Source organism: Pedobacter mendelii, from assembly GCF_014635725.1.
GTDB lineage: Bacteria > Bacteroidota > Bacteroidia > Sphingobacteriales > Sphingobacteriaceae > Pedobacter > Pedobacter mendelii.
Genome location: NZ_BMDJ01000002.1, coordinates 588,400 through 608,219, shown reverse-complemented (window position 1 = coordinate 608,219; position 19,820 = coordinate 588,400). Strand labels below are relative to the sequence as shown.

Annotated in this window: 18 protein-coding genes and 2 tRNA genes; 13 read left to right on the top strand and 7 right to left on the bottom strand. The window is 36.8% G+C overall.

Features of this window, described 5'->3' with window-relative positions:
* Nucleotides 1-46: 46 nt before the first annotated feature.
* Nucleotides 47-526 carry an ABC transporter ATPase gene (locus IEV50_RS06135; protein ID WP_188412340.1) on the bottom strand — a complete coding sequence of 160 codons (480 nt, stop codon included), beginning with the start codon at nt 524-526 and terminating at the stop codon, nt 47-49.
* 50 nt (nt 527-576) lie between these two features.
* On the opposite strand from IEV50_RS06135, the gene IEV50_RS06130 reads away from it, so the two are divergent.
* Complete coding sequence (locus IEV50_RS06130) at nt 577-1,041, top strand: hypothetical protein (RefSeq protein ID WP_188412339.1); 465 nt, start codon at nt 577-579, stop codon at nt 1,039-1,041.
* A 9-nt stretch (nt 1,042-1,050) separates the two neighbouring features.
* Here IEV50_RS06130 and IEV50_RS06125 read toward each other — a convergent pair whose 3' ends face one another.
* Together IEV50_RS06125 and IEV50_RS06120 are read right to left on the bottom strand one after the other, a co-directional pair.
* Entirely contained in the window at nt 1,051-1,839 is a 789-nt protein-coding gene (locus IEV50_RS06125) for a (Fe-S)-binding protein (protein WP_188412338.1), read from the bottom strand.
* 162 nt (nt 1,840-2,001) lie between these two features.
* Nucleotides 2,002-3,297, bottom strand: a complete 1,296-nt coding sequence (locus IEV50_RS06120; RefSeq protein WP_188412337.1) for a 4Fe-4S dicluster domain-containing protein — start codon at nt 3,295-3,297, stop codon at nt 2,002-2,004.
* 230 nt (nt 3,298-3,527) lie between these two features.
* Between IEV50_RS06120 and IEV50_RS06115 the strand changes: the two genes are divergently transcribed.
* Both IEV50_RS06115 and IEV50_RS20000 read left to right on the top strand, forming a co-directional pair.
* Nucleotides 3,528-3,600, top strand: a tRNA-Phe gene (locus IEV50_RS06115).
* A 374-nt stretch (nt 3,601-3,974) separates the two neighbouring features.
* The gene (locus IEV50_RS20000) at nt 3,975-4,235 is read left to right on the top strand and encodes a CBU_0592 family membrane protein (RefSeq protein WP_443094341.1); all 261 of its coding nucleotides are present in this window, start codon (nt 3,975-3,977) and stop codon (nt 4,233-4,235) included.
* Here the strand turns inward: IEV50_RS20000 and IEV50_RS06110 are convergent.
* Nucleotides 4,206-4,829: a TetR family transcriptional regulator gene (locus IEV50_RS06110; protein ID WP_188412336.1), complete on the bottom strand. Its 624-nt coding sequence runs from the start codon at nt 4,827-4,829 to the stop codon at nt 4,206-4,208. The genes IEV50_RS20000 and IEV50_RS06110 overlap by 30 nt on opposite strands.
* Nucleotides 4,830-5,017: 188 nt before the next feature.
* Here IEV50_RS06110 and IEV50_RS06105 point away from each other — a divergent pair, with 188 nt between their 5' ends.
* The 6 genes from IEV50_RS06105 to IEV50_RS06080 all read left to right on the top strand — a co-directional run bounded on the left by IEV50_RS06105 (nt 5,018) and on the right by IEV50_RS06080 (nt 15,142).
* A complete protein-coding gene (locus IEV50_RS06105) occupies nt 5,018-8,227 on the top strand; it encodes a SusC/RagA family TonB-linked outer membrane protein (RefSeq protein ID WP_188412335.1) in 3,210 nt (1,069 codons plus the stop codon).
* Between the two features lie 29 nt (nt 8,228-8,256).
* Complete coding sequence (locus IEV50_RS06100) at nt 8,257-10,047, top strand: RagB/SusD family nutrient uptake outer membrane protein (protein WP_188412334.1); 1,791 nt, start codon at nt 8,257-8,259, stop codon at nt 10,045-10,047.
* Nucleotides 10,048-10,051: 4 nt separating this feature from the next.
* Entirely contained in the window at nt 10,052-10,954 is a 903-nt protein-coding gene (locus IEV50_RS06095) for a metallophosphoesterase family protein (protein WP_188412333.1), read from the top strand.
* A gap of 19 nt (nt 10,955-10,973) precedes the next feature.
* On the top strand, nt 10,974-12,218 hold the full coding sequence (locus tag IEV50_RS06090) for an alkaline phosphatase family protein (protein WP_188412332.1): 1,245 nt from the start codon (nt 10,974-10,976) through the stop codon (nt 12,216-12,218).
* Nucleotides 12,219-12,529: 311 nt separating this feature from the next.
* Nucleotides 12,530-12,602 (top strand) — tRNA-Phe (locus IEV50_RS06085).
* Nucleotides 12,603-13,555: 953 nt separating this feature from the next.
* Nucleotides 13,556-15,142: a S41 family peptidase gene (locus IEV50_RS06080; RefSeq protein ID WP_188412331.1), complete on the top strand. Its 1,587-nt coding sequence runs from the start codon at nt 13,556-13,558 to the stop codon at nt 15,140-15,142.
* Between the two features lie 106 nt (nt 15,143-15,248).
* Here the strand turns inward: IEV50_RS06080 and IEV50_RS06075 are convergent, their stop codons facing one another.
* The 3 genes from IEV50_RS06075 to IEV50_RS06065 form a co-directional block, all read right to left on the bottom strand.
* Nucleotides 15,249-15,857, bottom strand: coding sequence for an LEA/WHy family protein (locus IEV50_RS06075; RefSeq protein ID WP_229746643.1), 609 nt, complete (start codon nt 15,855-15,857; stop codon nt 15,249-15,251).
* A gap of 49 nt (nt 15,858-15,906) precedes the next feature.
* Nucleotides 15,907-16,167 carry a hypothetical protein gene (locus IEV50_RS06070; RefSeq protein ID WP_188412330.1) on the bottom strand — a complete coding sequence of 87 codons (261 nt, stop codon included), beginning with the start codon at nt 16,165-16,167 and terminating at the stop codon, nt 15,907-15,909.
* An 80-nt stretch (nt 16,168-16,247) separates the two neighbouring features.
* Nucleotides 16,248-16,889 carry a DUF47 domain-containing protein gene (locus tag IEV50_RS06065; RefSeq protein ID WP_188412329.1) on the bottom strand — a complete coding sequence of 214 codons (642 nt, stop codon included), beginning with the start codon at nt 16,887-16,889 and terminating at the stop codon, nt 16,248-16,250.
* Nucleotides 16,890-16,982: 93 nt separating this feature from the next.
* Between IEV50_RS06065 and IEV50_RS06060 the strand changes: the two genes are divergently transcribed.
* The 4 genes from IEV50_RS06060 to IEV50_RS06045 all read left to right on the top strand — a co-directional run bounded on the left by IEV50_RS06060 (nt 16,983) and on the right by IEV50_RS06045 (nt 19,815).
* Nucleotides 16,983-17,465, top strand: coding sequence for a GNAT family N-acetyltransferase (locus tag IEV50_RS06060; RefSeq protein ID WP_188412328.1), 483 nt, complete (start codon nt 16,983-16,985; stop codon nt 17,463-17,465).
* A gap of 93 nt (nt 17,466-17,558) precedes the next feature.
* Nucleotides 17,559-18,566, top strand: coding sequence for a sensor histidine kinase (locus IEV50_RS06055; protein WP_188412327.1), 1,008 nt, complete (start codon nt 17,559-17,561; stop codon nt 18,564-18,566).
* Nucleotides 18,563-19,276, top strand: coding sequence for a LytR/AlgR family response regulator transcription factor (locus IEV50_RS06050; protein ID WP_188412326.1), 714 nt, complete (start codon nt 18,563-18,565; stop codon nt 19,274-19,276). The genes IEV50_RS06055 and IEV50_RS06050 overlap by 4 nt, the downstream gene beginning before the upstream one ends.
* A 71-nt stretch (nt 19,277-19,347) precedes the next feature.
* A complete protein-coding gene (locus IEV50_RS06045) occupies nt 19,348-19,815 on the top strand; it encodes a pyrophosphohydrolase domain-containing protein (protein WP_188412325.1) in 468 nt (155 codons plus the stop codon).
* Nucleotides 19,816-19,820 lie beyond the last annotated feature (5 nt).

Genomic DNA, 19,820 nt, shown 5'->3' with positions numbered 1-19,820 from the left:
GCAAAGACTAACCCGCGAAACGTAATTGCGAACCGAAGCGTTTGGCTTATAATAAATGTGCAAAAACCGTAGAGTGCCAACTGTTTTTAAAAGGTACTTCCCATTTGGTTTCGAATTCTTGCAGGTTTTGAACCATATTATTAAAAACAATAGTATCAGGGGTTACATTTTTTATATTTACAAGTGTTTCAAAGTCTTCCTTACTCTGTACATGAACTTCTTCATCAATTTTATAGGCAATGTTAAAGCGGTCAAATAAGTCAACATTATGAGTTTGCTCAATATCCTTAATTATTCGTACCGAACTGTCAATTGAGCAACCAGTAACATTTGCCTGACTTTCATCAACAGTAAGAATAATAAAATATCCATACCTGATTTCGGCTTTTGCCATTAGTTCGTTACCATGTGCCTTCCATTGGCTGGTAAATGCCTCAAGTTTTTTTAAAATTACATCTTCTTCAGCAGAAGTGAATTTTCTATTGCTTTGGTATATCCAAACTCTGGATTGTGGAGAAAAAATCATAAACAAATTTATCAATTTAATTAACTTGTTATCATCAAACTGCTTTCCCTATGAAAAAGTTTACATTCTGCTTGAAATTACTTTTAATTCCTGCCTTTTGTTTGTTTTTGACAGCTTTTTCCCTCAATGATACGTTGGAAGATTATACTTCATTTTTACAAAAAAGCTTTAGCGACCACTATGATTTTAGTCAGGAAAATACTGTAGTGAAGAAGTATGAACTGAATGTTACCAACAACGGTTTTTGCAGATATAAACGGTATTTTAATAATGGTAAAATAGAATATTTTGCTTTTAAACTAGCTAAGTTTAAGGATTTGGATTATTACGGAACAACCACATCAGGTCAGTTATATTTAAGAACAAAAAATGATGATGTTATTGTTCAAACGTACAATGATAAAAAAGGTGATGTAGATTCGATGGGAACTTGTGTAGTTATTCCATTAAAAAATATTGAGGCTGAAGATTTAAATCTTATTCGGGATAACCTAACAAAAATTACGAAACCATAAAATTGTATTCTACAATCCATTAGCTCTAGCGGTAATTTCCGCTATGTCCATTACCTTAACTTCTTGCTCTTTATCTTTTAACTTAATGCCATCGCTTAGCATGGTCATACAGAATGGACAACCTGCCGCAATTACCTGTGGGTTAGTTTGTAAGGCTTCATCAATGCGTTCTACATTAATGTCTTTATTTCCTTTTTCGGGTTCTTTAAACATTTGTGCACCACCTGCACCACAACATAAGCCATTACTTTTGCAACGTTTCATTTCAACAAGCTGTGCATCAAGCACTTCAAGCGCTTTTCTAGGTGCTTCGTAAATGCCGTTTGCTCTCCCGAGATAACACGGATCGTGATATGTTATTTTGCGGCCTTTAAAACTTTCTCCGCCTTCAGCTTTGAGTTTTCCTTCGTTAATTAAATCCTGAATTAATTGTGTATGATGAATAACCTCGTAAGTTCCACCTAAACCAGGGTATTCATTTTTAATGGTATTAAAGCAGTGTGGGCAGCCAGTTACAATTTTCTTGATGTTGTAAGCATTTAGAACCTCAATGTTTGTCATTGCCTGCATCTGGAAAAGAAACTCATTACCAGCTCTTTTTGCCGGATCGCCTGTACAACTTTCTTCTGTACCCAATACGGCATATTTCATGCTTACATGATGTAAGATTTTACAAATGTCGCGGGTTATTTTTTGTGCCCGTTCATCGTAACTTCCTGCACAACCTACCCAAAATAAGATTTCTGGTTCTTCACCTGCAGCCATTAATTCGGCCATCGTTGGCACTTTAAATTCCATATTGTAGTATCAAGTATTTAGTATCAAGTATCGGGTATTTAGTATCGGGTACCAAGATGCGTGTTCGATTGTTTAAATTATATTTTTTTGTTTGAAAAGGTGTAAATGTATAAATTGGCTAACTGTTTAATTAGCTACCTGTTAGCAATAAATTATAAACTGTCAATTTCCCTCTGCCCAATTGAATCTATCGGCAGGGGAGTATTTCCAAGGTGCCTGGTTATTTTCAATATTTCCCATCATGGCATTAACGCTTGCCGGTGCCTGCGATTCTTCCATCACTGCATAACGTCGTAATTCCATAATAATTTGTAACGGATCGATGTTCACAGGACAGGCCTCTACACAGGCATTGCAACTGGTACAAGCCCAAATTTCCTCTCTTGTAATGTAATCGTCTAAGAGAGATTTTCCGTCCTGATGTTCTGCGCCATGTTTATCTATGTTTTTACCAACTTCAGTGATGCGGTCGCGGGTATCCATCATTATTTTTCTGGGCGACAATAATTTTCCAGTAATATTTGCCGGGCAAACCGAAGTGCAACGTCCGCATTCTGTACAGGTGTAGGCATTCATAAGGTTAACCCACGATAAATCCTTAACATCCTTGGCACCGAATTTTCCAGGTTCGGTTTCGGCCGGAATAAAAGAAGGATCAAGCATGGCTTTAACCTCATTGGTTACAGAGGCCATATTTGTAAACTCTCCTATAGGCTCCAGGTTGGAAAAATATGTGTTGGGAAAGGCAAATAAAATATGAAAATGTTTGGAGTGGGGCAGGTAGTTTAAAAATGCCAGAATACCTGCAATGTGAAACCACCAACAACTCCGTTCCAGTATAATTAAGGCGCTTTCATGGTTTGGTAACAAGTCCATTAAATATTGACTTACAGGAAATGAACCTGCGCTGATGTAGTGCGTTGCTCCTAAAGTCTGAAGTTTTGCGTCTGCAGCATTCATTAATAAAAAAGCAGTCATCAACAAAATTTCCGTTACCAGAATATAATTTGCATCCGATTTTGGCCATGCTGTCATTTCAATACCGCTAAAACGCTTTAATTTCATAACGTTTCTTCTAACCATAAAAGCTACGCAAGCCAACCAAACTGTTAAAGCCAGAATTTCGAATGACCCGATTAAAAAGTCATACAATCCTCCTAAACCATGAAAAATACGATGTGTGCCGAAAAGGCCATCAATCATAATTTCCAAAACCTCAATATTAATAATTACAAAACCCACATAAACAAAGAAGTGAAGAAAAGCAGGGATTGGGCGAACTACCATTTTAGATTGGCCAAATGCAACTCGCATCATGGTCATAAACCTTTTTTGAGGTTGATCACTGCGATCTACATCCTTTCCCAAACGTATGTTGCGTGTAATTTTCCGAAAATTAACGGTGAACAGCGCAACGGCTGCGAGCGTTAGTATAAGAAATAAGATTTGGCTTACCATATATTATAGCTTTGTACCGCTAAATTAGGATATTTATTTTGAATAAATTACTATGCATGCATAAAAAAAAATATAAAATTGATTGTTTGTATTCATTCTAAATTTTATAGTAGATTATTGTCCGAAATGATTGTAAAATTAATTAATTGATTATCAGCCTTACAGATGCTATTTTGAAAAAAAATTTTAGTTTTAAAAAAAGAACGCTACATTTGCAATCCCAAATAGGGGGTGCCATAGCTCAGTCGGTAGAGCAAAGGACTGAAAATCCTTGTGTCCCTGGTTCGAATCCAGGTGGCACCACTTTAGTGGACAAGTTAGATAATTCTAAACTTGTCCATTTTTTTTGCTCTAACGCTTAGTTCATTACAGAATAAATTTGGAATACAAAAACGCCTCAACAGGAAAAGTTAGGTGAAAAAATAATTTCTTTCTATTATATTTTTTAATAATACAGATTTACATACCAATCCAAGTAAATTAATGTTCATTATTATTTCCAATAAATCAAGAACATTAAATATACAGATAGGAAAAAAGGGCATAATTTCTCCATAACTTCGGAATTTATAATTGTAATCCTTATCCGGAACAAATCTGTTCATTACCTAATACTTTGCAGACTTAACAATAGCTTAACCTGGATTATATAATTTAGTATTTTAAAAAATACTGATATGCCAAAAGTTTTATTGTTAATTATCGGCTGGATAGGGGTAGTTTTATGCACTCTGGGCTATTTTTTATTAAGTATGAAGGTGATTCGCGCAGAGTCCTGGATTTTTCAGCTACTTAATATTATGGGTGGCTTGTGTCTTACGGTTACAGCCCTGGATACGAGCGATTTGCCCAATGCAGCGGCTAATCTTCTATGGATGTTTATTGGTGTTTTTGCACTCGGTAAGCATCTACGGAGTAGCAGAACTAACAAGAGCTAGTTGCGGAATTCCTAAAGTTTCATAAGCCTTTTTTTTGTAGTAGTCCAGCCGCTCGGCATAAGCCTTGTCATCGTTTTCTAACGAGAGGTAAAAATAAGCACCATCTACCAAGACGAAAATGAAATCTGCCATGGTCTGAGGATCTGGAATTGCTGTTAATGCTCTGGCATTACACTGTTCAATCATCTTAGCTAGTCCGAAACGTAAGGAGTCAAGAATCACCTTGTACTTGGTCTTGATTTTTTTCTCACGGAAGGCCAGAGCATAAAACGTATAAAATAAACCATCGTCAAATAGCAGGTTCCACTTCTTTGAAAATAACATTTCTACCGTGTTCTGCAAGTCTTCCAATGTAGCTTGATCCTTATGCTTAATCGTGTAAATCAGTAAATATCTGTCTAAAATGTGGTCGATCAATGCGTATGTTAAATCTTCTTTAGTTTGGAAATAATGTATAATTAAGCTCGGGTTAATATCCATTACTTTTGCAATCTTCGCAATTGAGGTATTCTCATAACCTTCTTTTTTTGCAACCTTATAGAATATCTTAATTATTTCTTGTTGTCTTGTTTCCTTAAGACTTTTTCTGCCCATGTGTTCGCGTTTGTTGTATTGATTTCAACAAACTACTTAAAAGAAATTCACATCTGCAAATTTATTATAGATTGACTGTACGTTCAATTAATTTTTTAATTTCCTGTTAACTTCGTCTTAATATGATATTATCAATTTAGCCCCCGTCAAAACAGGACCAATCTAATCCAATTACTAATATCAAAGAAATGAAAAAAAAGCTACTCTGGACGTTTTTCATGATGCTAACTTCGGCAAGTATCTTTGCTCAAGGGATCACCGTTAAAGGCGTAATCACTGATGAGAAGAGTGGGGAAACGATTCCCGCCGTAAACATTAATGTGAAGGGAACAAACTTACGTCTCGCTACAAATAGCAACGGAGCCTACACTATTAATGATCTCAAATCTACCGCAGTTCTGGTCTTCTCTTACATAGGGTACAAACAACAGGAAATTAGCGTAGGCGGGCGTACAAAAATTGATGTGTCTATGGCAGCGGACTATGCCAACCTCGACGAGATTGTTGTGGTAGGATTCGGTACAAAGAAAAAAATTAACATCGCAGGCGCGATAGACCAAATCTCTGGTAAGGAACTCGAATCACGTCCGGTAACTAATGCGCTTGCCGGTTTACAGGGCTTGAGTCCGGGTCTTAACATTACCTATGCTGGGGGAACGCCTGGCGCATTGCCAAACATCAACATAAGGGGATATACTTCAATTAATGGAGGCTCTCCACTAATTGTTATAGATGGGATCCCTGCAACAAGTGCCGACGATATGATGCGTTTAACGCCATCTGACATCACTTCTTTTACGATTTTACGTGATGCCGCCTCTGCCGCGATTTATGGTGCAAGAGCTTCTTTTGGCGTTATTCTGATTACGACCAGGCAAGGTACGGCAGGCCATAACGTGATAAGTTATAATTCTTTTACTGCCTGGGGTAAGCCGACTTTATTGCCTGAACCGGTAACAGATCCTTATATTTTCTCTAGAGTGCTGGAAACATCTACTGACAATACCCCATGGGACTATGTTAACTATTCTGATGAATACTACAGGTGGGCAAGGGAGCGATCTGATAACCCAGCTATCGCTGACACTCGTTTAAATCCTACTGACCCAACAAAATGGCAATATATGGGTAACAACGACTGGTACGGTTATTTCTTTAATAATGCCAGTGTCTCAAAGAGTCATACACTCACCTTATCAGGGGGTGCAACAGTAAACGAAAAGCCGCTGACTTATTACTTATCAACAGACTACACTAAAGATAATGGTTTGAATAAGCTTACTCCTGATTATTGGGATCGTTACGGATTGAGGTCCAGAGTAGGTTTCTCACCAGTATCTTGGTTAAAAGTGGATAATAACACGAACATCTACGAGACCAAGCGTGCTCTACCAAATTCGAATATTACCGACCTTTATTATTTAATGCCTACTGATGTAGCCGTAAATCCTGATGGTACCTGGGCCAATTCGGCTGCTGGAAAACTTGCAGCCAGACTTGTAGACGGCGGTAACCGTACACAAACCATGTTCGGTTTCCAGAATATCACGAGTGCTACAGCTTTATTTTTAAATGGAGATCTGCAGGTGAATGGCGATGCCTCTTTCAAACGTGAGTTATGGAAAACACATAGCGATACCAAAAAATACAAGATCGGATATGGACCAAATGACATCCGTGAAGAAGGCGGACTAGGATCTGTTGCGGAAAGTAATGGGTATTTGTATAACAACGCATTTAACTTATATACTACCTATCGAAAAACCATCGGCGACCATGCTATTAGTGCGATGATAGGTTTCAATAGCGAGAATTATAACTACTCGACCGTTAATGCTGGTAGAGATGTCCTGATTTCCTCTTCCCTGCCATACTTATCACTAACCAGTGGTGCGGCAACGGCTAGTGCAGGTTATTCTGCTTATGCAACTAACTCTGCTTTCTTCAGACTAAATTATACCTATAAAAGCAGGTATATTCTGGAAGCTACAGGAAGATATGATGGGTCATCCCGTTTCCCGGTTCAAAAACGATGGGGATTCTTTCCTTCGGGTTCTGTAGCCTGGATTGCTAGTCAGGAAGAATTCTTCAAACCGCTTGCACCTGTATTGTCAACTTTTAAATTAAGAGCTTCTTATGGCGAACTGGGTAACCAGAACGTTGGTGATTTCGCCTATATTCAATCCCTGGCAACAGGTGGCTCGGGTTACCTGATTGGAGGTGCCGGACAAAATCAGGTCATTACCGGAGCGCCAGGTTTAAATGTTGATCCACAGACTTATTCATGGGAGCGTGTATCAACCCTAAACATGGGTACTGATATTGGTTTACTAAATGATAAGCTGTCTTTTACTTTTGACTATTATATCCGTGATACCAAAGGCATGCTTACTGCTGGTCAGGAGTTGCCGGGGGTATTGGGTACGGCTGTGCCTCGCCAGAATGCTGCCGACCTACGTACAAAAGGCTGGGAACTGTCTGTTAACTATAAAGATAATTTTAATTTGGGTTCTTCTCCATTTAACTTCAGCACAAAAATATTTCTGGCTGATTCTAAGTCTAAAATCACCAGATTCAAAAATGACCAGGGTTTGTTCTCTAGCTTCCGCGAAGGACAAGCGATCGGAGAGATCTGGGGACTGGAAAATGACGGTGTATTTCGTAGTGCAGCGGAGATCGCTGCACTGGATGAATCTGCTATTATTCCATGGGGTGCGCTTTCTATTGTTGAAGGCTGGCCGAAGTACAAGGATCTCGATGGCAATAAGAAAATTGAGCGTGGCCTGAGTATTAAGGATCCTAAAGATTTGAAAGTGATTGGAAACACAACTGATCGCTATACGGTTGGTGCCAATCTGAATATGGATTGGAATGGGTTCGATCTGAGTATTTTTCTTCAGGGGGTATTGAAAAGAGATTTCTACCCGCACAATTACTTGTTCTGGGGGCCTTTTCAGCAGCCTTATGCCAATGTATACCCATGGAATCTAGACTACTATCGCGGCGCAGCAGACTCGCCTGAGCGCCGTGCCCAGCATTCTGCTTCATACATCGCAGCAGGGCTTGCTGATGCGAATCCAAACGCTCAGTACCCGGTGCTGCAATCATGGCTTGCTGATGCTAATTATGGTTCAGGTTTAGATATTCCTCAGACAAAATATCTTTTAAATGGTGCCTACCTTAGGATTAAAAATGTTTCAATCGGTTACACTTTCCCCGTAAAATGGACTAAAAAGTTTAGTGTAACTCGCCTACGAATCTTCGCTACCGGAGATAATTTATATGAGTTCTCAACAATTAAGAAATTCATCGATCCGGAAGCAGTCAATGCAGGCGCGAGCGCTATGGCCTACCCATACCAGCGCCGCTATGCGTTTGGCGTAAATCTGGATTTTTAACAACAGTTACCTCACAAAAAAAAAATCATATGAAAAAGTATCTATATATCTTAAGTATTTTAGTAGGTAGTGTACTTGCTGCTTGTAAAAAAGGTGAATTGGATCGGTTTCCTCAAACATCCATTTCTCCAAACCTTTTCTTTAACACTGAAGAGGATCTCACCCTGTATGTAAACGGACTACTTTCGCAACCAAGCCGTAGCACTTATTTGAATGATCAAAGTACAGATAATGTATCAACTACAGCCGCAGTAGAAGTTAAAAACATTATGCTAGGTAGCGCTAATGCACAGAACATAGTCGCGGGATGGGATTGGAGCAGGTTGCGGAACATCAACTATTTCCTGTTAAACTACCAGAAAGCTGGCGTTACCACGGCAGTTAAAAATCATTATGCAGGACTGGCTCGTTATTACCGTGCAGATTTTTATCTGGATAAAATGAAACGCTTTTCTGATATACCATGGTATTCTGGTACCCTGGATCCAAATGATGAGGCCTTATTCAAAGGTTGTGATCCCCGTGCACTAATAGCTGATAGCATCATGGCAGATCTTGATTTTGCTTATAAAAATGTTCGCGAAACGGTACCAATTGGAACACCTGGGAAATGGGCTGTGGCTACACTTTATGCACGCGCAGCTTTATATGAAGGAACTTACCGCAAATACCATGATGAGCTTAACTTGGCAGCCACGGCAAATGCCTTTTTACAAACTGCTGCAAGGGTATCTGGTGAGATTATTGCTTCAAAAAAATATACGATATACAATACCGGTAAGCCTGATCAGGACTATGGAACGTTATTTTCCAGTCAGGATTTGACCGCTAACCCAGAAGTAATTCTTACAAATATCTTCGATTTGTCAAAGGGTAAGGGGCAAAATGTCAATTCAACTGTTTTTGGAGATTACGAGCAGGCACCCGCGAAGGATTTGATGCAGGCATATCTGATGAAAGATGGCACGCGTTTTAACAGTATTGCCAATTATGCACAAATGGGCTATGTGGATGAGTTTAAAAACCGCGATGCGAGGATGTCGCAAACTATAGTTTACCCTGGATGGATAAGGGTACCTGATCTAACGCCTTATATCCAGCGGTTAAACAAAAACTTTACCGGCTATCATCAACTTAAAGGCTACGTGAACAGCACCGATAACAATACCATTAATGGTGTAGATTTTCCGGTGTACCGCTATGCAGAAGTTCTATTGATCTATGCAGAAGCACTAGCAGAATTGGGTACCTTAACCCAGATGCAGCTTGATCAATCGATAAACTTATTGAGAAGAAGGGCGGGTCTTCCTGATTTGAACATTGGAATAGCTAATGGTAATCCTGATATTTTGTTACAACAACAATTTCCTAATGTAATATCGAATGCGGGGGTTACACTAGAGATAAGACGTGAGCGTAGGGTTGAATTTGCATTTGAAAATACTAGGTTTGATGACCTGATGCGTTGGAAAGCAGGGAAATTATTGACGAGAAGTCCTGAAGGTATGTATTTCAAAGGACTTGGTAAATATGATATGACAGGCGACGGTATTGAAGATATTATTCTGATTGATCGTACTGCAACTATTCCTGCTGAAGCATCCAAAGAGAAAAACTCCATAGGCGTAGTATTAATCTATTACCGCGCAGGAGCCATCGGCACTGATGCAACAGTTTACTTAAAGAATGGAAATAACGGTGGAAATATCGTAACAGAAAGTGTCGTGCGTATATTTGAGGAACCAAAGTTTTACTATCGCCCAATTCCGCAACAACAGATTGCTTTGAATCCGAACTTGAAACAAATTTTTGGCTGGTAGTAAGATGGAATTACACAGAAGAGTTTTACTGAAGTCGGCCGGACTCGTAGCAACACTTGTTGCCACAAGCGGCCTCTCTGCTTTGGCTGCAGATCCTAAAAAGAAGGTAGCATTAAGCGTGGCACACATTACCGATGTACACATCCGTGCAGGTGATAAGGCTCCTGAACGCTTTAAAAGATGCCTGAAGCAGATCATTAGCAAACATAAGCCTGATTTCTTTTTAAATGGTGGCGACTCGATTAATGATGCTTCATATGATAATGTATTGCGTGAACAGGTTATTGAGCAATGGGCTATCTGGGACGATTGTATTAAAGAGTTGAATGAGTATGAAATGCACAGCTGCATTGGTAACCATGATAGTTGGTGGAAAGCACCTTCAAATGCCGATAAAATGTATGGTAAGGATTACGTTGTTAAACGCCTGAAAATCCCGTATCGCTATTATACTTTTTCAAAAAAGAATTGGCATTTCATTATACTGGATGGTAATAATAGTAAGATTTCACTTGATGAGGGACAATATTACTGGTTAGAACAAGAACTGGAAAATCTGCCTAAAAATACACCGACTGTTATAATGTCTCACTACCCAATTCTTGGCACTACCCAAGTGCTTGTTGGCGGCGGTCATTCAGATTTTAAAAAGCTGAAGGACCTTTTTTACAAACACAGGGATAAGGTGAAAGTGTGCTTAAGCGGACACAATCATTTATCGGACCACACAACCTATAATGATGTTTTGTATTGCTGCAATGGTGCTATGAGTGGCTTCTGGTGGGGTAAAGGCGATGCGGAGTCTGCTGGTCTAGGCTATTACCTGGAAACGCCACCCGGATATGCGATGCTAAAACTGTATGAGGATGGAACGGTGGAGAACACATATTACCCGCATTCCTTTTAAATTTAAATGAAGAAAAACGATGATCTTAAATAGAATTATTTTTACTGCTTGCGTCGCTTTATCAATAAGCACATCGGCGCAACAAAAGACACAGCGAGTTAAAAAAGTAGTTTATGTCATTGCTGACGGTATTTCTGCTGATGCCCTGGAGCGGGAGAATCTTCCTAATTTTAAAAAGATCATTACGGCGGGGTCGTACTCGCGTATGCATGTTGGCGGAGATAAAGGAACTTATAACGAAACGCCAACTATATCGGCCGTAGGCTACAATAGCTTGCTTACAGGCACTTGGGTAAATAAGCATAATGTTCCTGATAATGCGATCAAGGATCCTAACTATAATTACCCAACAATCTTCAGGTTGTTTAAGGAGCAGTATCCTGCAAAGAAAACAGCTATCTTTTCGAGCTGGACTGACAACCGCACCAAGCTTCTGGGTGATGGTCTGGAAGCAACGGGTAAATTTAAGCCAGATTATGTTTTCGATGGTTATGAGCTAGATACAGTGCATTTTAAACACGACAAGCTTTCTGCCTATATGCATCAGATTGATGAAGAAGTTGTAAAAAACGCAGCCAATACCATTAAAACTAATGCGCCTGATCTTTCTTGGGTGTATCTGGAGTATACTGATGATATGGGACACCGTTATGGAGACAGCCCGGAATACAGTAAAGCGATAGCGATGCTGGATGTACAGATAGGCAAGATCTGGGACGAGATCAGCTATAGAGAGCAGAAATTTAAAGAAGACTGGTTAATTGTAATCACCACCGATCACGGCCGGGACGAAAAAACCGGTCGAGGGCATGGAGGTCAGTCAGATAGGCAGCGTTCTACCTGGATGGTATGTAATTACAAGAATTTAAATACCTACGGACAGTTTTTCGACCTTGGCATTGTAGATATTATGCCCTCCATAGCGTACTACCTTGAGGTGAGATTACCTGAAAGCCTGGCGAGAGAAGTTGATGGCACCACTTTCATCGGCTCCGTGTCTGTAACAGGTTTAAAGGTTAATTATACGCAGGGTAAACTTGACATCAGCTGGAAAGCGCTGGAGAAAAAAGGGAAGGCGAAAATATGGGTAGCGACAACCAACGATTTCAAAAACGGGGGAAAAGACAAATACAAATTGCTAGCCAAAATTGATCTGGCTCAACAACACTACCTTGCAGATGTGAAAAGCTACCCTTCAACATTTTATAAAGTTGTTGTTGAGACAGCAGAAAACAGTATCAACAAATGGATTAGCGTTAAATAAAAGAATTTTCTTAATTGTATTCCATGATTTGACTGATTAAAGCATTTTTCTTTTCAAGGCAAGAATAGTGCGCACAACATTTGTTTTATAATAGCTGCCGAACTCAATCCCTGATTTCATCTATTGTATATATCAATACAATGAATTTGAACGGGTAAACTGTAGGTAGTTGGGAAAATTTGGGAAACTTTCAAAAGCCTTTCAGCAATGAGAGGCTTTTTAGTTTTAAAAGCTTTTAAAGCATGAAAAAATTTTAAAAAGTGTTATTGTATTTGACAAAAAGAATATTACATTTGCAATCCCAAACGGGAGGTGCCATAGCTCAGTCGGTAGAGCAAAGGACTGAAAATCCTTGTGTCCCTGGTTCGAATCCAGGTGGCACCACTTCAAAAAGCCTTTCAGAAATGAGAGGCTTTTTTCATTTCTGTATTTCGTTTATTTAAATCCGATAGGTTTATTTTCTAATAAATTTTTGTTAAGCAACTATTTTTCAGCAAGTTATTTTTGCCTTCTGGAAAAACTTTGGCTAGATTTGATCCATAATCTATTCATTATTCAGTTCTGCTTGCCATCTCATGGCTTTTTCTATCAACAAATAATGCTTCGCTTGCATTTTGCAAGTCTGTTCCTAAATAGATCCTTTAACGAAAACTGATGTTTAATTGAGTATGTTTCTTTCCCGAAAGTAACAGACCATATTTTTTCTGGTGAAGCGTTAATTTCTTTTTTAAGTTCCATTTTGTTCATGGCAACTAGGTTTTAAGTTTTCTTTACCAAATCATATTAATGACAATTAGGTTGTAACGAAAAATTAGAGGTACTCGTAGGTTTTTTTAAAATGAAATAATTCAAAATAAACGTTTGATTAGCACTTTTTATAAAGTTTCATTTTTTTTGGTAAACAGCATTTAGTTATAATCTTTAGCATTAGTTGTTATTTCGACTAAATGTTACATTTCATCTACTTTATTGATTTGAAGTTAATTTATTATCTATTTTTATTTGAATAAAGAATAAACGAATAACAAATGTTAATGTAGATTAATAATGAATCTATTTTATACAACTATAACTCTATTTAAAACATTTCTGTTGGTAGAAGGACTGAAATATCTGTGACGATATCAACCCTTGATGTTACAGCAAAAGCCTTTCAGCGATGAAAGGTTTTTTTGTTTTTAAATGTTAAATATTTCCCATTTATCGATACATTTCAAATAAATATGAAAATATAAACCTATTTTAGTTTATCTATTTTTTGTAAATATTTTTTTGAGTAAACTTTTACAATTAAATAAGCGTATATACTATTATACAAATTTGATTATCACCCTATTATGGTAAAAACATATATTAAATTCTTATCAATTGTTTTGGTTTCTTCTGTTTCTGTAATTTCAGGATGCAAAAAATCGGAAACAGCTCCCGAGGTGGTTCCTGGTACACCAGTTACTATAAGTACACGAGATGAACTTACTAAAGATTCTATATTTTTATATGCTAAAGAATTGTATTATTGGAATACCTCATTACCAACTTACGAAGTCTTTAAGCCACGAAGTTTTAGTTCTAATGAAACAGAATTATATGCACTTACGCAGTATTCTTTAAACCCGGCAAACGGCCAGCCTTATGAATTTGTAAACAATAGTACAACACCTAAGTATTCATTTTTTGATTATGGTACCACCGGCAAAACGGCATCCTTAAGGGCTGATGTAAACGGTACGGAAACAGATTATGGATTTTCTATTTTATATAACACCACTACCGATTTACGTGTGAAATATGTTTATCCAAACTCTCCGGCAAGTCAACAAGGTTTAACCAGAGGCTGTAAACTTACCTCTATAAATGGAAGAACTGGTTTATCTTATTCATCGGCTAACGTTACTTTTTTAAACGATGCACTATTTGGTACTAATGCTTCAGTGAGTTTAACCTTTACTGATTTAACTGGAGCCAGCAAAACGGTAACGGTTACTAGGACAACTTATACCGTTAATCCAATTTTATTTACAAATATCTATACTGCCGGAACTAAAAAGGTTGGTTACATTGTGTTTAATAGCTTTACCAATAATGCTTCAGCTGCAATAAATACAGCATTTGCAAACTTTGCAAGTCAGGGTGTTACAGAGTTGATTGTAGATTTAAGGTATAATGGTGGTGGTTATGTAAGTACCGCAACGCAAATGATTAACATCTTAAGTCCTGCCGCACAAACGGGGAATGTTATGTATACCACATACTATAATTCATTTTTACAAAATTTAACTAATACACAACGAAAAGCTTCTATTTTAGCGCATCAACCCTTAACTGATGATCAGGGCAAGCTTCAAACTTTTACAACAGGTGTTAATGGTAAATATGCAACCTATGCAGATTTGAATTATGCTTCTTCATCCACAGATAACATAGAAAAATTTGCCAAATCAGGTACATTAAATCTAAATCGTGTATATTTTATAGTAACAGGCTCAACGGCATCAGCAAGCGAATTAACTGTAAATAGTTTAAAGCCAGTTATGGACGTTAAATTAATCGGCACTACTACCTATGGTAAACCTGTTGGGTTTTTCCCGATAAGAATTGATAAAGTTGATATGTACATTCCTGAATTTGAAACAAAAAATCAATCTGGAACAGGTGGTTATTATTCAGGTTTAACGGTAGATAAAGAAGCCTTTGAAGATTTAACCAAAGCTTGGGGCGATGAGAGTGAAACTTTATTGGCGTATGCTTTATTATATGCAAAAACAGGAAGTTTTGTAACTACACCAGCTAAAACCGGAAGTTTAAGTGCGCAAAGTACAACAATGTCTGCCAGATTATCCGTCTCGGAGATTAAACTTGTTTCCGATCGGTTAGATGAAAATAGTTTTAAAGGAATGGTTAAAGAATCCCATAAAAAGTTTTAAATATAAAAGGGTGACAAAAGGTATATTTGATACAAGTTTTTAAAAAAAGGGGTATTAACAAATACATTAAGAATTTTAATGCATTAATAGCCCTTTTTTTAAATATCTATAACAAAATCTTACTGCTAATATCTTTATTTATGGTAATGTAACCTGGATATTTAATCGGTGTGTTACCAATCATAATTGTGGGTTTAATTTTGATCGTTAACAAACCTAACTTTTCATCACTTTTAGAACCTTTTTGAGCTGCCTTTATAATATCATTTAAAACATTTCCATTTGATATTAAACCATAAATGTTACTGCCAATTTGTACAGGAACCATAACGGTTTGTCCTTGTGGAATGCTAACAGCCTGATTTACGATGCCTTCGGCTAAATCGGTATTGTTAACAAGTATTTTATATTCAAACTGATTAATTGCTGCCAGATTTGATGATGGATTTGTAATCTCTAAATTAAGATTTGCCCTCAAAGGAATATCTTTTCTGAGTAAACCCAATGCAACGCCCGGTAAACTGGCCAGATTAAAATCCTGCTGATCGATTAATCTTTTTAAATCAGTTCCTGCCAGCGTAATTTGGTTAACATTTTTAATTTTATAAGTGCAGGCTTCTAGCGCCTTAATTTGTTGAGCTTGCTTATTAATGCCACATCCAAACATTGAGATGGTTAAAAGGCAAAGCAATAGTTTCTTTTTCATGTTAGTCATAACGCCAAATTAGTAAAACTATTTTAGTTCGAAAATAATTAACCAATCCTTAAGGACTAACCGTTTCGATTTCATCTCCTTTATCATTTTCACTTTTTGGCTGAGGTTTTTCTTTAGTCTCTTCTTTTTCTACTTTATCAGCAGGTTCCTGTTCAGGTTCAGTGTTTTTAACTTCCTGGTTTTCTACTTTAGTTGTTGTACTTTCTTCTGATTCAGTTGAAGGGATTATCGTTTCAATTTGAGATTGCGCATCATCTGATGGTTTTGGATGTGGCTTTTGTTTTTCTGTATTGTTCTCTTGATTTTCCATAAAGTTCTTTTGTACTATAAAGGCTTTTGAAATGCCTTTTGTTTTGCATTAAATCAAAACTTTAAGGAAATGGTGTTTAATCAGGCATTTTTTAAAAAGATGGTTTCAATTACATTGGCCAGGTCATCACATTTATCGGTCGTTTTTTCCAGCCTGCTTAAAATTTCCGATTCCCTGATTAAAGAAATAGCATCCAGTTCATTATCAAACAACAAAGAAATAGCCTGCTCGTAAAGTCGGTCTGCTTTGCTTTCCAGCTGACCAACATTATGGCAGATATCTACAATAAGCTGTTTGTTTTTAAAATGTTTTATTTCTTTTATAGCTTTCGCTAGTTCACCGCACATTTTTGCGATAATTTCTGCCAGCTTTAACATAGCTTCATTTGAAGTATCAAGTTGATAAAGCTCCATATTAAGTACTGTGGCCAGAATATCATCTGCAATATCATCAATTTTAGTTGCCAACGCATGTACATCTTGTTTATCAAAAGGTACAATGAAACTTTTATTTAATTCTTCATAAATTTTATCAGTTGCTTTATCACCAACAAGTTCTAAAGCCTTTATCTCTTTTGCAAGTTTTAATTTACCATCTTTATCTTTAGAGCGAATAAAAAGGACCAGAGCTTCAGAAATATTGAACAGGTTTACGGCACCTTCTTCAAAAAGGGGTTGAAATGTTTTATCCTTTGGTATAAATAAGCTAAATATTTGATTCATGTCTTCAATTAAAATATTAGTAAATGTACCTTTGGTGTATTAAGCTAACATCAAATATGTATTATATTGTTTGCTTTCAATATTTTTATCAGCATGAGCATTCAAATCAGAAAAATAGAAGAAAAAGATAATCAGGAGTTAGCAGATTTAATCCGCGTAATTTTCAGGGAATTTAAAATTGATAAACCAGGCACAGTTTATACCGATCCGACGACGGATTATTTATCTGAAGTTTTTAAGAAGGAAGGTTCTGTTTATTGGCTAGCCGAAGAAGATGGCGTGCTGCTTGGCGGTTGCGGCATTTACCCAACAGATGGTTTACCAGAAAGCTGTGTAGAATTGGTTAAGTTTTACCTGTCTGCAGCTTCACGAGGAAAAGGAATTGGTAAAATGCTGATGCAAAAAAGTATTGAGTCTGCCCAGCATTTCGGTTACAACAAAGTTTACCTAGAATCTTTTCCTGAACTTTCTACAGCAATTGGCATGTATGAAAACGCAGGGTTTAAAAAACTCGAATCGCCACTAGGAAATTCGGGCCATTTTGCCTGCAATGTGTGGATGTTGCTTATACTATAATTTTAATATCGAAAAATGAACCGTTGGGATAATTTAACTGCAGTTTGGAATAACAAAATATGCAAACAGAAATGCTTTATATAGTTTTATCACATGAAGAAAACTAAAATTGTGTTCATACATTTAATTTGCTGGCTAGTTGTGCTAGCTTACTTTTATGGAGAAGTTTTAATTAAAGGCATAACTTTAAGACATGTAGCGTTTGATATATCAATGAATTTTATACAAATAGTGGAGTTTTATATATGCTATTTATGGGTTTATCCTTCATTCTTAAAACGCGGAAAGATTATACAACTTATCTGCGCCATCCTGCTAACAATTGCCTTATTTATCGGAATGAGATATGCTATAGAACAAGTATTATATTTAAAATGGTTTGGGATGATGAATTATTCGGGTGATACGCCTATTTCCAAATATATTTCTGAAAATATTTACTATAGTCTAGCTTTTCTCGTTATTCCAGCAGCAGTATACAGTATTCAGCAGAACTATAAAAACGAAATTGCCACTCGTAAGCTGAAGGATGAAGTGGTAAAGTCGGAGCTTGCATTTTTAAAATCGCAGATAAACCCACACTTTTTGTATAATACCTTAAACTATGTTTATTCGTTGGCTATTCCGGTTTCTGATAAATTGGCAAATGCAGTTTTAAGATTGTCAGATTTAATGCGTTATACTTTAAACGAAAGTTCTGATGGGATGGTTAGTTTAGCAAAGGAAATTAATTACCTTGAAAGTTATATAGAACTTTTTAAAATGCGCTTTGAGCCAAAATTTTATGTCGATTTTACTACTGAAGGCATTCTGTATCAAAAGATTGCTGCCCTGGTTTTAATTCCTTTTGTAGAAAATGCCTTTAAACATGGTGTTGTAAATGATAAAAACCAACCTGTTCGAATTAGGTTAAAAGTTTTAAATAAACGATTGAGTTTTGAAGTTAGTAATAAAATTAGCCATGCACAGAAAGACCATTCGAGTGGTGTTGGTCTAATAAATATTCACCGAAGATTAGATTTAATTTATCCTGAAAAGCATGAGTTACTAATTTCAAATAACGGAAATACTTATAAAACAACATTAATATTAAATTTATGATTCGCTGCCTTGCTGTTGATGATGAGGCTTATGCTTCTGATATTATTGCCACATTTATTAACAAAACACCTTTTTTAGAATTGGTTGGTACAACAACTAATGCTTTCGAGGCATTGAGTATGGTACAAGAAGGAAAGGTTGATTTGGTTTTTCTAGATATTCAGATGCCTGAATTAACAGGCATTCAGTTTTTAAAAATTTGTGGCGATAAGTGTAAAGTAATTTTAACAACGGCCTACCCGGAATATGCTTTAGATGGTTTTGATTTAGATGTTGTAGATTATCTTTTAAAACCAATTTCGTACGAAAGGTTTTATAAGGCAGCACAAAAAGCACAACAAACTATATCGCCAACACAGCAAGAAGTTGCTCAACAAACCAATCAAACCAGCGATTTTATTTTCATAAAAGGCGATACCAAGAATAAATTTATCAAGGTAAATTACAATGAGATTTTATATATAGAGGGTTTAAAAAACTATGTTTCAGTTTACACTGCCAATCAACGAATTGTAACTTATCAGGCCTTGCGAGAGCTGGAAACGCAGTTGCCACACCCGCCGTTTTATAGGGTTCATAAATCTTATATTATTTCACTCGAAAAAATTAAAATGATTGATGGAAATATACTTTACATTGGTGAACAATCAATCCCGATAGGTGATACATACCGTGAAGAATTTTTCAAAATTGTTCGGGAGAAGAAGTGATCAGCTGACAGTTTTCAGTTGACAATCAAACAATATTTTTAACTTTGTCGCTTTATAAACCAGACATTATTATGCAAGAAACTAATTCACTAAATCAAGTTGCCGAATTTCACACAACATTTAAACATCCAATATTAGAATCCCCTGTTATACCTTCAAAACAACGTGCAAACCTTCGCATTTCGCTTTTGGCAGAAGAATTAAAGGAATTACAGGAGGCAGTTGAAAACGATGATTTAGTTGAAGTTGCCGATGCGCTTTGCGATTTGCAATACGTTTTAGCGGGTGCAATTCACGAATTTGGATTGGGCAAAAAATTTAAAACTTTGTTTGATGAAGTTCACCGTTCGAACATGAGTAAGGCTTGTAAAACTGTAGAAGAAGCCGAACAAACCATTCAATTTTATTTGGATAAAGACAAAACTGAATCTTACTATAAAGAAGTTGATGGGTTGTTTTTGGTTTTCAGAAAGTCTGATGATAAAACTTTGAAATCGGTGAACTATTCTCCTGCAGATTTAAAAAGCTTATTAGTTTAATTTAA